Raw genomic sequence first — 13427 nt, 5'->3', positions numbered from 1 at the left:
ATTCACTCCATTCCCGCAGGCTGGCATTCCGGGCAGTAATGGGTTCCCCGCCCGGCCAGCGTAATCTTCTCGATAGGTTGTCCGCAAGCAGGACAGGGCTGCCCCTGTCTTCCATACACATTCAGACTGTGCTGGAACATCCCCATCTCTCCTTGTCCGTTCACATAGGATTTAATGGAAGACCCTCCGGCAAGCACGGCTTCCGATAAGGTGGCCAAGATGGCCTCATATAACCTCCGGAGCTGCTCCGTACTTAAATGGTTCGCCTGAGACTGTGGATAAATACCTGCCCGAAACAAAGCCTCATCCACATAAATATTGCCCAAGCCTACAATGTATTCCTGATTCAGCAGAGCTGGCTTTATCTTCGTTGTTCTCCCTGCAATTACATGGCAAAAGGCTTCATAGGTAAAGGATTCATCCAGCGGCTCCAACCCCAGCTTGGCCAGCGGCTTGCTAATCAGCTCCTGTCCCGGCGCAAACAAATGCATGGTTCCGAATTGACGTACGTCCTTATATCTGAGTTCCATCCCGTCTGTAAAGTGAAAGATGACATGGATATGCTTTTCGACCGGATCACCGCTCTGATAAAGACCGTATCGCCCTTCCATTCTCAGATGAGATACCAGAACGAGGTTGTCCATTCGGATCAAGAGGAACTTCCCTCTGCGTCCCACATCCTCGATCTTGCGGCCTGCAAGCTGCATTTCGAACACCCGGACATCATCGGGCCGCTGAATAATTCGCGGCAGATGCACCGAGACCCTCTCAATCGTTCTGCCGACTATTAACCCTGCCAGGGTTCGTCTGACTGTCTCGACCTCCGGCAATTCCGGCATTTCATTCACCTCTTATCTATGGTTAGAAAAACATCACATTTCTCACTTTGCTTCATACCAGTTCCACCCGCTGCTTACTTCAGCCTTAAGCGGCACGGATAGCTTCAGCGCCTTCTCCATCGTCTCGGGGACCAGCTTGCTCATCAGCTCCAGCTCCTCGGGCGGCACCTCAAAGACAAGTTCGTCATGCACCTGAAGGAGCATTCGGCTCTTCAAGCCATGGCTGCTAAGGGCTGTATCCATCAGCACCATCGCCAGCTTGATAATATCGGCCGCCGTCCCCTGGATAGGCGTGTTCATGGCTGTTCGCTCAGCAAACGACCGAAGATTGAAGTTCGATGCGTTAATTTCAGGCAGATATCGTCTGCGCTCCAGCAGGGTCTTCACATAGCCATCCCGCTTGGCATCCCGGACAATATCATCCATATACTTCCGCACACCCTGGAAGGCATCGAAATATTGATCGATAAACCGCGCTGCTTCTTTCCGGGTAATGTTCAGGTTTTGTGACAGGCCGTAATCACTGATTCCGTAGACAATCCCGAAATTAACCGCTTTGGCGGAACGTCTCATATTGGCATCAACCTGGTCCGAGGATACCCTGAACACATCCATTGCCGTCTTGGTATGAATGTCCATGTCATGGAGAAATGCTTCCTGCAAGCCTTTATCCCCCGAAATATGCGCAAGCACCCGCAATTCAATCTGCGAATAATCGGCACCGAGAATATACCAGCCTTCCTCGGAAGGGACAAATACTTTGCGGATCTTCCGCCCTTCTTCCATCCGAATCGGAATATTCTGCAAATTCGGGAACTGGCTGCTCAGACGTCCGGTTGCTGCAATGGTCTGACGGAAATAGGTATGCACCTTCCCCGTCTCACTGCGAATTTCCTTAAGAAGCCCTTCTACATAAGTCGATTGCAGCTTGGCAAGCTGCCGGTATTCCAAGATATACTGGACAATTTCATGATACGGTGCCAGCTTCTCCAGCACCTCAGCATCGGTTGAATATCCCGTCTTCGTCTTCTTGATCACAGGAAGTCCCAGCTTGTCGAACAGAATTTCCCCTAGCTGCTTCGGTGAGTTCAGATTGAACTCGATACCTGCAATCTCATAAATTTGCGATACCAGCTTCGCGATCTGAGCTTCAAACTCTTGTCCCAACTGCATGAGGCTTTCCCGGTCAACGGCCACGCCCTGCTTCTCCATATCCGCCAGGATACGTGACAGCGGCATTTCTAGTTCATAGAAAAGCTTGTGCATCTCATTCTGTTCTAGCGCAGCTCGCTGCTCCGGCACGATGCTAATCGCCGCCGCACTCTTTCGAGCCAGATGAGTGCTGAAAATCTCCAGATCCGGAACCTTGAACTTCGCTCCCTTGCCCAGCACCTCATCATCGGATGGCAAGGGGGCCAGATTGTATTTGGCAGACAATGCGCTTAGCGTCTGATCACTCTCGGTCGGATCAAGCAGATACGCTGCCAACTGGATATCGAATTCTGCTCCGGCAAACGGAATTCCGTGCCAGAACAAGGTTAGGTCTGCGCGATGCAGATCATAACCCCGCTTGGGAGCTTGCTCATCCGCCAACCATGCCCGAACCGCTTCCGCTTCTTCGCTCTTCAACACCTCGGGCTGCAGAAAGAAATGCCGCTCTTTGGTTGAGAGCACCATGCCGAGCAGCTCTGCCTGATGAGGATTGTCCCCGCGGCTTTCTACGTGCAGCCCCGCGATTTCAGGCAAGACCGCTTCAAGTTCCTTCAAGGAAGCAGACTCCACGATCGTAACATCCACTTGCACTTGCGAGGCCTCAGCTGCTGTTCCATCCGCTTGTCCATCGCCTTCGCTGCCGCTGAAATTCAAGCGTTCAAGAAGCGACTTAAACTCCAGCTTACGTAGCATAGGAACAGCGGTCTCTTCCTTAAAGCCGTTGAACGTCATCGTATCCCAAGCCCGATCGATCGGCACTTCGCGGTGAATCGTAGCAAGCCTTTTGCTCATCACCGCATCCTCCGCATGATTGACCAGGTTTTCTTTCATCTTGCCTTTTAATTCATCGGTACGAGCAAGCACTTCCTCCACAGAACCAAATTGATGGAGAAGCTTCAGCGCTGTCTTCTCGCCAATCCCGGGAACGCCGGGAATATTGTCTGACGCATCGCCCATCAGACCTTTCAAATCAATAATTTGCAACGGAGTCAATCCGTATTTCTCTTCAATTTCCTTCGGGCCATAAGGCTCGACCTCGCTAATGCCCTTACGGGTCAATGCTACCGTGACCTTGTCGCTTACAACCTGAAGCATGTCCTTATCACCGGTGACAACCAGCACTTCAAGTCCTGATTCCTCGCCCAGCCGGCTCAGCGTACCGATGATATCGTCCGCCTCATAGCCCGCAAGCTCAAACCAAGAAATGCCAAAGCTCTCCAGCAGCTCCCGCAATAACGGAAATTGCTCCGAAAGCTCCGGCGGTGTCTTCTCCCGGCCGCCTTTATATTCCTGATAGCCTTCATGCCGAAAGGTCTGCTTGCCTGCATCAAAGGCAACCAGAAGGTGTGTTGGCTTCTGTTCTTGAATGAGCCGAAGCATCATATTGGTGAAGCCGTATACAGCATTCGTATGCAGACCGCTGGAATTGGTAAGCGGCGGCATCGCAAAAAAAGCGCGGTAAATAACACTGTTGCCGTCAATCAGAATCAATTTATCCATGTGACACCTTCTCCTTCAGCATACTCCTCGTTCTATTCTAACACATGGTTCCCTTTTGCCAAAAACAAATAGCATAAGCAAAAAAAGAATAACCCGCCACAGCAAGCCGTGAGGGGTTATTCCAAATTTTGTATCCCGTTTATACGTTCAAGTCCGGGCGATGCCCAGTCACCAGATAAACCGTGCTCTCTCCGATATTCGTCGCATGATCAGCAATCCGCTCAATATAACGTCCTACCAAAGTAAGGTGGATTGCCTGATGCAAGGACTCCGGATGCGCTGTCATATACGTGTACAGATCGCGAATGATCTGGCTGTACAAATGGTCAATCTCGTCATCATCCTTGGCCATCTTATAAGCAAGATCCGTGTTCTCGTCAAGATAAGACTGCAAGGATTCCTGAACCATCTCATTGGCCAATTCGGCCATCTTGGGAATGTCGACCAAAGGCTTGATTAAGGCTTCACCCTTCAGGCGCAAGGTTACCTTGGATATATCAATTGCCAGGTCTCCCATGCGTTCCAGATCACTCGAGATTTTAAAAGCGACGATAATCCGCCGCAGGTCCTTCGCGACCGGCTGCTGTGTCACAATAAGCCGTTCTCCCAGATCCATAACCTCTTCTTCCATTTCGTTCAACTCGACATCCTTCTCGATAATGGCTCGAGCTTTAGGCTCATCCAGATTTTGAAGGGCAGAGATCGACTCGCTCAAAGTGTTCTCTACATGCTTGCCCATCTTCAGCAGCAGCTGCCGCAATTCCTCCAAGCTTTGATCGAAATCTTTTCTTTGTATCATGTACAGCTGCCTCCTTAGGTTATCCGAATCGTCCGGAAATGTAATCTTCTGTGCGCGAATCCGATGGAGTTGAGAACAGCTTGCGCGTATCGTCCGCCTCAATAATTTCTCCATTCAGGAAAAATACCGTGCGGTCCGAAATGCGGGCAGCTTGATGCATGTTATGCGTAACCATCACAATAGTATACTTACTCTTCAACTCCTGAACTAATTCCTCAATCTTCAGCGTAGAGATTGGATCAAGTGCGGAAGTCGCCTCATCCATCAGCAGAATTTGGGGCTGCACTGCAATGGCGCGAGCGATGCACAATCTCTGCTGCTGCCCGCCGGACAGGCTTAGCGCCGAGCGCTTCTGGAAGTCCTTCACTTCATCCCATAATGCTGCCTGGCGCAAGCTTTGCTCCACCAGTTCATCAAGCTCCGCCTTGCCAGGAGAGCCATGAAGCCTAGGTCCGTAGGCGACATTATCATATATTGATTTCGGAAACGGATTCGGCTGCTGGAACACCATACCGACCTGCTTGCGCAAGGTTTCCACTTGAACATCCTCACCATACACCTCGGAACCGGCAATTTGAACAGAACCCTCAATCCGCGTGGCAGGGATCATATCGTTCATTCGGTTCAAGGTCCGCAGAAGGGTTGACTTCCCGCATCCCGATGGTCCGATGAACGCAGTAATTGCCTTCTCGGGAATATCCAGTGATACGTCCTTCAAGGCGAGGAATTGATCGTAATACAGTTTCAAGTTATTGATTCGGATGATTGTTGACATGCCTTCACCACCATAAGAAGTTACATGCGAAGCAAGGCCTCAATTGTCATTGGGACCTGTACCGATGCTTGGTTCGATTGTTTCATATTGATTTTACATAAGCTATGTAAAGCGGGATGAGCCTAAATGTTAACGCAGTGTAAAATTTCACGACAATGCAGTGAGCTCTTTATTCACCATCTCTGTCATCTTGAGCGCTTGAATCGTGGCTGACGCAGACTCCCGGCCTGTTCGCTCGGTTCTCCGCACCGATTCAACCAGTTGCCCAAAGGTATCGCCCGCCTGGACAACATGGGTCTGACTCTGCTCCAATTCCCCACTGGTGACGCGCATCGATTGATCCGTCGCCTTTACAAGCTCACCCACCCTGTCCAGGGTCTCTTCAATATTTCCCGACAATTGCTTGGTCTCTTTAGCAAGCCGGTGTACTTCCTCTGCCACGACTGCGAATCCGCGTCCATGCTCTCCTGCCCGCGAGGCTTCAATCGAAGCATTGAGAGCCAGAATACCGCTCAGTTCTGCAAGTTCACGAATTTGCGCTGCGATTCGAGAAATATCCTGTGAGCAGGAAGACAACTCATCCACTTGGTTTTGTTGAGATAATGTGACTTTTTTCACACGATTAAACGCTTCAGTGACCTCTTCCAGTTCTTCTCGACCTTCCAATGCAAGCCTCGACATTTGCTGCGTTTCCTCCAGACTTCTTTCTGAAGCCTCAGAGGCCTGAACGACGGTTCTTCCGATATCTTCAACCAGCGTAACGCTCCGTTGCAACGTGTTTTGCCGTTCAGCCTCGGCTTCCTGTTGTAATTTTCTCGAGAGAAGCATCAAATCCTGCAGTGTCATTACCCCATAGTATTTCCCGTCCTGCGTTAAAATCAAACTGTCATAGAACAAATGCCCGGTCCGATGAAGCGCGTGGTCCAACAGCTCTCCTGGGGGCGTGGATATTTCATATACCGCATACTCCGGTTGGGCAAAATCACGTACAGGACGCTCATAGAATAAATCCGGCGCAAATCTGCCTGTAAGATGCCGATAGAAATAATCCCTCATAACAAGGCCACGAGGGCGTTCCCCTTGGTCACAAATGACGAGGCACGGAAGCTCGGAATCCCGCTTGAACATGTTCAATACATCGCTGCACTTCTGATCTCCGCGTATTACTGGAACGTTCCTGCTAAAATCAGCCACGTTCACCACGACAGCAGGTCTCTCCATAACGGTCAGGTTTGCCACGACCACCACTCCCTATGTACGGAATACACTCTCTTTTCAGAGGATAGTCGACAATTGTTAGCGGAGAATAAAGTCCCTGGCTGAAAAAAGTGAAAAACCGTCCATCAATGGGTCTCAATGATGGACGGTTTTCTTTTTGTTCACAACTAGCTTGTATCCCACTCCCCGAATTGAATCGATATATACCGATCCCGGATCCAGCTCCAGCTTCTTGCGCAGCGAGCTGACATGAACATCGACGGTACGCTGTCCTCCGATATAATCAAAGCCCCAAACGGCGTTCATCAGGTCATCCCGAGTCATAACGACTCCAGGCTTCCGCGCCAGATAGAGCAGCACTTCAAACTCCTTAGGTCTGAGTACGATAGCTTCCCCGTTCAGTGTGACTTCGTATTTCTCAGGATAGATGGATAACGGTCCCAGCGTAATCTGGGCATCCTCCCGTTCTTCCAGAGAAGGCTCCCGATCTTCATGCCCGCCGCTTGTGCGCCGAAGGACCGCCGTTACTCTGGCCAACAGCTCTGCAACACCGAAGGGCTTCGTAATGTAATCATCGGCACCGGCCTTTAACCCCTGCACGACCTCTTCCTCCGCATTTTTTGCCGTCAGAATGATGACCGGTGTCTTGCTGCCCTCCCCGCGAAGCTTGGACAAAATCTCGATTCCGTTCATCCCTGGAAGCATCAAATCAAGCAGAATCAGATCGAACTCCTGACTCTTCGCGGTATCATAGCCGATTTGGCCATGATCAGCAACAATAACCTCAAAGCCCTCACTGCTTAAGTTATAAGATAGCAGCCTCGACAGTGTCGGTTCGTCTTCAATGACCAACAATCGTTGAGTCACGCTGTTTCCCCCTTCTTTTATTCAACCTGTCGCTTCGTCATAGACAAAGCGCTGAACATGCCAAGCATATCACGGAATTGTTAACGGGGTGTAAAATACCTAACAACGATCCACGTTCATCAAATTGAGCCCGTCTCTGAGGTATGCTGCATAATCGGAAGCTCCAGGATGAACGAAGACCCTTCCCCGATTTTACTTTCTACCCGTATTGTACCCCGATGCAGCTCAACAAGATGCTTGACGATAGAAAGGCCTAACCCCGTACCGCCTGAGCTGCGCGAGCGAGCCTTATCTACACGGTAGAAGCGCTCGAATATTCGCGGCAGGTCCTTTTTAGGGATACCGATTCCGGTATCGTTAATGGTAATTGTGATCTTTTCCTCATCCGGCGTCCCCGTGATTTCGCAATCAATTCTGACCTTCCCGCCCTCTTGCGTGTAGCTGATCGCGTTTGACAGCAGATTAACGAAAATCTGCCGAAGCCGGTCCTCGTCTCCCTCCATAAATAAATGCTCGGGAATATAATGGTTGAGACTGATATTCTTCTTAGCAGCCGAAGAGCCCAGCATTTCAATAATATTGTCGAACAAGTCCTTAAGATGCACAGGCGCATATTCGAGCGGTGCGCGCTTGGATTCAATCTTCGACAGCTCCAGAATGTCACCGATCAAGCGATTCAGGCGTTCTCCTTCATCATGAATAATCTGAAGGAAGGATCGCTCCGTCTCCTTATCCGCCACCCCGCCCGCAAGCAGCGTCTCGGCAAAACCTTTGACCGCAGCAATCGGGGTCTTCAATTCATGGGATACATTGGCAACAAATTCACTTCGCATCCGCTCCAGCCGGCGAATTTCCGTGACATCCTGCAAATGCACCAGCAATCCTTTATAGCTGTCGTCATCCTCGAACATCGGAACCGCGTCCAGCTGAAGAATCCGCTCCTCCGGATTGTAGATCGTTCGTTCTTCACGAAGAAATTCCTGACGTGTAATTCCTTCTTCTACAAACTTAAGCAGCTCGTAATTCCGCTTCAAGACCTGATACGATTTCCCTTGAATCTGATCAGAGCTCACATGCATGATCTTCTCTGCTACCCGATTAAGCAGGGCAATATTGCCGGAGCTGTCGATCATGATGATGCCCCCGGTCATATTCGCAAGGACGCTTTCCATTAATTCCTCATTATCGCGAATGACCTTTAGCTGCTGCTGAAGGCTGTCGGCCATCCCATTAATGGCGGCTCCAAGCTGTCCGATCTCATCCCGTCGGTACAGATCCACTCGCGCATCATATTCCAGCCGTGATATCCGGTTCGCCACACGAGTTATTTTCTCCAGAGGCCGGGTCAATCCCGCCGCTACCCGGAAGCTGACGAAGGCCGCAACCAGGAACAAAATCATTAGCCCTCCGCCCATGTAGTACCAGCCTTTATTCATTTCCTGCCCTACCGCAGCCAGACTCATAGACAGCCGGATAAACCCGTCGAAGTTCCCGTTCGCTGAAGTAACCCCATGTGCCACGTAGAGCATATCCTCGCCAATAGTCTCACTGTAGCGAATTGCGCTGCCGATCTTATCCCTTACCGAGGATTCAATTTCTTCCCGATGAGCATGGTTATCCATTTCCGCGGAAGTCATCTCGGAATCCCCGACGACCGTTCCATCCCGCATGATGAAGGTGACCCGGGAATCGGTTACGTCCTCCAATTCACGGGCTTTTGCCGTGTAATAGTCGGATGCTTCAGCGCTGTCCATCGGCAAGAAATCAAAGGTGCTCTCCAGCAGTAAAATTTCCCGGGCCATATTTTCCTTTAATGCGCGTATATGCGAGTCCTTATAGACCTGAGCCATCGTTACTCCGGCTGCCAGCATCGAAATGCCGACCAGGCTCATCATGATCAGTGTAAGCCGTCTGCGAAAAGTCCTCATTTTATTAGAACACCGCTTCCTTAAACATCGATAGCTTCTCCAGGGATGCCTGCTCTACGCCGGCGTGAAGACTATTCCCATGCGAATCCATAGTGACTATAGCTGCAAATCCTTCCACCTCGAGATGCCACATCGCTTCCGGGATGCCAAATTCCATAAAGTCCACGCCGTTTACTTTTTTAAAGCACTTGGCGTAGTACTGGGCTGCTCCCCCAATCGCATTCAAATAGACCGCCCCGTGCTCCTGAAGAGCTGCCAAAGTGCGCTTCCCCATACCACCCTTGCCGATCACGGCGCGAATGCCGAACTTCTTGATAATATCTCCCTGGTAGGGCTCTTCGCGAATACTTGTTGTCGGACCGGCGGCCTTGACATGCCAGCCCTCTTCATCCTTCAGCATGACCGGACCGCAATGATAAATAACCGCTCCATTCAGATCAACCGGCGCATCATGATCGATCAAGTATTTATGAAGAGCGTCCCTGCCGGTATGCATCTCTCCTTGAATGATGACCACATCTCCTACCCGCAAAGAGCGTATCTGCTCCTCGGTAATCGGGGTCTGCAAATAAATCTCGCGGGTTCCCTGCGCAGTTTCACCAGAAGGAGGTGCTTGCACTTCCGCATTGTCCTCTGCTTGCCGTAACGATGCGTCATCCTCTCGGTCCATTCCGAACCCGCTTCCTTCCGGATACAACCAAGCGAGCAGCTCTCCGGTCTCTGGCGACAGCTTGATGCCTTGACGGCGGAATGCCCAGCAATTATAGGCCACGGAGACGAAAAAGCTTGCCGGAAGCCGGTTTGCTGCACCGATCTTGCAGCCCAGCAGGGTCACTTCACCGCCAAAACCCATCGTGCCAATGCCGAGCTGGTTCCCTGTCTCCATAATATATTCTTCCAGCCGGGCCAGATCCGGATGAGGGTTCACATCATCCACCATACGGAACAGCTGCTGCTTTGCCAGCTCATAGCCCGTGGTGCGGTCGCCTCCGATCCCCACCCCGATAAAACCGGCGCTGCAGCCCTGTCCCTGGGCCTGATAGATCGCATGCAGGATGCATTTCCGCACTCCATCCAGATCCCGTCCGGCTTTCCCCAGCCCCTCCAGCTCTGCCGGAAGGCTGTATTGAATATTTTTATTTTCACAGCCGCCCCCTTTCAGGATCAGCCGCAAATCAATATAATCCTCTTCCCATTGTTCAAAATGAAACACCGGTGTGCCAGGTCCCAGGTTATCGCCGCTGTTCTCCCCGGTTAAGGAATCCACCGAGTTCGGACGCAGCTTGCCTTCCTTCGTTGCCCGATTAATGGCCGCCTTAATATCCCGCTTCAGTTCAAGCTGATTAACCAAAACCGGTGTATGTATCAGGAATGTCGGCATCCCGGTATCCTGACAAATTGGAGATACCTGCTCCTCGGCCATGGTAATATTATCAGCAATCGTCGATAGAGCAAGTCCGGCTCTCGTTCCCCGATTTTCCTTGTTTTTGCCTTCCTGAACCGCTCTCCGCACATCTCCGGGCAGGTTGGTGGAGGTTTCTACAATTAACCGATACACACTTTCTTCATATTTACCCATATGCCAAAGATCTCCTCTCACATCTTGATTACATGCAATTTAATAATATCATGGTAACGAAATGAATGTTCAAATAATATACAAATTTCAAACTTTGAAGTTAAAGGATGAAAAAAGCCCTCCGCCCGATTTTCATGGGACCGATCCCATTCCGGCAGAGAGCTTGTGCTGTATATATTCAAGTACGTCTCCAAACAGTCGGCTGTAAGAACCTGCCTCTTATCCGTTAACTATCTCTCCGCCATTGATATGCAGCACCTGACCGCTCATGTAAGAGGAATCATCGCAAGCAAGATACACATAAGCCGGAGCCAGTTCTTCAGGTTGTCCCGGACGCTGCATTGGCGTGTCCCCTCCGAACTTGGAGACCTGGTCTGCATCAAATGTCGAGGGGATCAGAGGTGTCCAGATGGGACCTGGTGCGACCGCATTTACTCGGATCCCTGTCTTTCCTACAATATTCATGGACAGGGCACGCGTGAAGCTGACAATCGCTCCCTTGGTTGAAGAGTAATCAATCAGTGACGGGTTCCCCCGGTAAGCTGTAACCGATGCGGTGTTGATAATGGCACTGCCCCTGCTCAGATGAGGCAATGCAGCATTTACAAAATAGAACATGGAGAAAATATTGGTCCGGAACGTCCGCTCCAATTGGTCTGCGGTAATGTCTTCAATCCCCGGCTGGGGATGCTGTTCTGCCGCATTGTTCACCAGAATATCCAGTCCTCCAAGCTCCTCCACCGTTCGCTTGACTGCTTTAGCCGCAAAGCTCTCTTCCCCGACATCTCCTGGAATCAGAATACATTTACGCCCTTCCTGTTCGACCTCTGCTTTGGTCTTCTCGGCATCGCTATGCTCATTCAGGTATACAATGGCTACGTCAGCCCCTTCTTTGGCATAGGCAACCGCAACGGCTCTTCCGATTCCGCTGTCTCCGCCCGTAATCAGCGCAACCTTTTGGCGAAGCTTGCCGGCTGCAAGATAATTACCCTCATATTCGGGCTGAGGATTCATTTTAGATTCAATTCCGGGCTGTCTGTCTTGATGTTGAGGAGGCAACGTTTGTTTGGTCTGTCCGTTTCCTGACATCGATGTAATCTCCTTTCATCGTACAATTTTGAAATCCACCTCTTAGGATGGGCCTGCACGCAAATCTTATGCTTATCGTGCATTCCGTTTCAAAATGTACATTACCACCGCAGCCCGCAAACCAAACAACAGAACGGTTATACGCCCACTTTGAATCGGTTAAACAGCCAGGAGTCCTCTCGCTTACGACGGGACGCATATTTATAGCGAGACGAAGCAGCCATCCTTACAATCTCTCTCTCATGCTGCAATACCTCCGGGCCTGAACACTGCAGCACCAGCTGCCGGCACTTATGGATGTTCTCATCAGATAAATGCAAATGGGATAGCAGCAGCAGATCATCCTCCCATCGATAGCTTACCGTCTCATAGGAAAAATTAGGCCTGTAGACCGCAGTCAAGGTTGCTTCCTCCTGTATTCTGCAGCTGCCGCCGGACAACCATAACCTTATCGAAAATTCAGCCGTCTCCAGCTCCTTGCTGCTGAACCCTTCCTCGACGCCTCCCAGATCACGGAAGCACATAAGATTCACAGCCCAGCAATCCGGCGACAGCCAGCATAATTCATCGCTTCCCTCGTAAAGCAGCGGATACATGGAGAAGGAATCAAGGATTCCTCCGCAGCCCTCCAGACCCTTGCTGCTGCCCGCATGCGCCTGTATGGTTATCCGGGGAGACTGAGCCTCGACTTCTTCGTCCATAATTCTTCTGGATAACAGCTCGAGGCAATCATCCTCAAAGTACAAACTGGAGTTGCAGAATATAATAACCTGCCCTGAGGCATGGGCGGCTGCCAGATTGCGGGACGGAATCCCCGGCCGACCCTTTAATAATTTCAGAGGGCTTGGAAAATGATAATACATTAGAAAATCACAGCAGCCGTCGATCGAGCCCTCGTCTACAATAATGACTTCATAAGGGAGATGCGTCCGCGTCACCTTGAGTGATTCCATGGTCATGTACAAGCCAATTCCAGCGTTCTTCACTGTAAAAATAATTGAAATATTACAGTTCAAAGTCATACCTCTTCCCCTTTCTATCAATTCCATAATAAACCAATTAATGCTGTCAGTAAATAAAAACAAAACAATTAGTTTATTATCTTTGCCTGCTATTCTATCTATGGTAAATATAGGAGGGGAACTATGAACTACAATGCACTAGGCAAAAGACTTCGGGAAGAACGCCACAAAATGAATTGGACTCAGGAAAAACTCGCTGAAAAAGTCGAGGTTTCTGATGCCTATATCGGACAAATTGAAAGAGGAGAACGGAGCCTTTCCCTTGACACCTTGGTTAAGCTGGCTAATCAGCTTGGCGTAACGGTGGACTACCTGCTCCATGATTCTATCGCCATCAGTGACGACCAATTCATGAACCAGATCCGTCAGATTATGCTCGACCGAACCCCAAAGGAAAAACAGCTGGCCCTGGATATTCTGAAAATGATGTTTGCACACCTGGACGAAATGAATACGAACCCATCTGAATAACAATCGAGTAGGCCTATGCGCATGCGCATAGGCCTCTCACAGATCCGGACATGCGGGTCATCGCATCCGGCTCCTCCGTGTTTATCCCATCTAGGGATGAAGTTCTTTGTAAATCGCAAGAAGACTAC

General features: G+C 50.3%; 11 protein-coding genes. 1 reads left to right on the top strand and 10 read right to left on the bottom strand.

The annotated features are described in order from the left end of the window. Nucleotides 1-2: 2 nt before the first annotated feature. The 10 genes from mutM to KI362_RS24145 all read right to left on the bottom strand — a co-directional run bounded on the left by mutM (nucleotide 3) and on the right by KI362_RS24145 (nucleotide 12828). Complete coding sequence (mutM, locus tag KI362_RS24190) at nucleotides 3-839, bottom strand: DNA-formamidopyrimidine glycosylase (protein WP_301630849.1); 837 nt, start codon at nucleotides 837-839, stop codon at nucleotides 3-5. A gap of 42 nt (nucleotides 840-881) precedes the next feature. After that, nucleotides 882-3551: a DNA polymerase I gene (polA, locus tag KI362_RS24185; RefSeq protein ID WP_301630848.1), complete on the bottom strand. Its 2670-nt coding sequence runs from the start codon at nucleotides 3549-3551 to the stop codon at nucleotides 882-884. Between the two features lie 139 nt (nucleotides 3552-3690). Next, entirely contained in the window at nucleotides 3691-4350 is a 660-nt protein-coding gene (phoU, locus tag KI362_RS24180; protein ID WP_301630847.1) for a phosphate signaling complex protein PhoU, read from the bottom strand. 19 nt (nucleotides 4351-4369) lie between these two features. Continuing rightward, nucleotides 4370-5125, bottom strand: coding sequence for a phosphate ABC transporter ATP-binding protein PstB (gene pstB / locus KI362_RS24175; RefSeq protein ID WP_301630846.1), 756 nt, complete (start codon nucleotides 5123-5125; stop codon nucleotides 4370-4372). Between the two features lie 147 nt (nucleotides 5126-5272). Then, on the bottom strand, nucleotides 5273-6364 hold the full coding sequence (locus KI362_RS24170) for a methyl-accepting chemotaxis protein (protein ID WP_301630845.1): 1092 nt from the start codon (nucleotides 6362-6364) through the stop codon (nucleotides 5273-5275). Between the two features lie 114 nt (nucleotides 6365-6478). Further along, the gene (locus KI362_RS24165) at nucleotides 6479-7210 is read right to left on the bottom strand and encodes a response regulator transcription factor (RefSeq protein WP_301630844.1); all 732 of its coding nucleotides are present in this window, start codon (nucleotides 7208-7210) and stop codon (nucleotides 6479-6481) included. 119 nt (nucleotides 7211-7329) lie between these two features. Beyond that, the gene (gene pnpS / locus KI362_RS24160) at nucleotides 7330-9138 is read right to left on the bottom strand and encodes a two-component system histidine kinase PnpS (RefSeq protein ID WP_301630843.1); all 1809 of its coding nucleotides are present in this window, start codon (nucleotides 9136-9138) and stop codon (nucleotides 7330-7332) included. 4 nt (nucleotides 9139-9142) lie between these two features. Beyond that, nucleotides 9143-10717 carry a fumarate hydratase gene (locus tag KI362_RS24155; protein ID WP_301630842.1) on the bottom strand — a complete coding sequence of 525 codons (1575 nt, stop codon included), beginning with the start codon at nucleotides 10715-10717 and terminating at the stop codon, nucleotides 9143-9145. Between the two features lie 219 nt (nucleotides 10718-10936). Continuing rightward, nucleotides 10937-11806, bottom strand: a complete 870-nt coding sequence (locus KI362_RS24150; RefSeq protein WP_301630841.1) for an SDR family oxidoreductase — start codon at nucleotides 11804-11806, stop codon at nucleotides 10937-10939. 137 nt (nucleotides 11807-11943) lie between these two features. Next, nucleotides 11944-12828, bottom strand: a complete 885-nt coding sequence (locus KI362_RS24145) for a glycosyltransferase (protein ID WP_301630840.1) — start codon at nucleotides 12826-12828, stop codon at nucleotides 11944-11946. Between the two features lie 123 nt (nucleotides 12829-12951). Between KI362_RS24145 and KI362_RS24140 the strand changes: the two genes are divergently transcribed. Next, nucleotides 12952-13299, top strand: a complete 348-nt coding sequence (locus tag KI362_RS24140) for a helix-turn-helix domain-containing protein (protein WP_044477724.1) — start codon at nucleotides 12952-12954, stop codon at nucleotides 13297-13299. Nucleotides 13300-13427 lie beyond the last annotated feature (128 nt).

The sequence above is a fragment of the Paenibacillus apis genome (genome assembly GCF_018333295.1).
GTDB classification, from domain to species: Bacteria; Bacillota; Bacilli; order Paenibacillales; family Paenibacillaceae; genus Fontibacillus; species Fontibacillus antibioticophila.
This window is presented reverse-complemented; position numbering and strand designations above follow the sequence as displayed.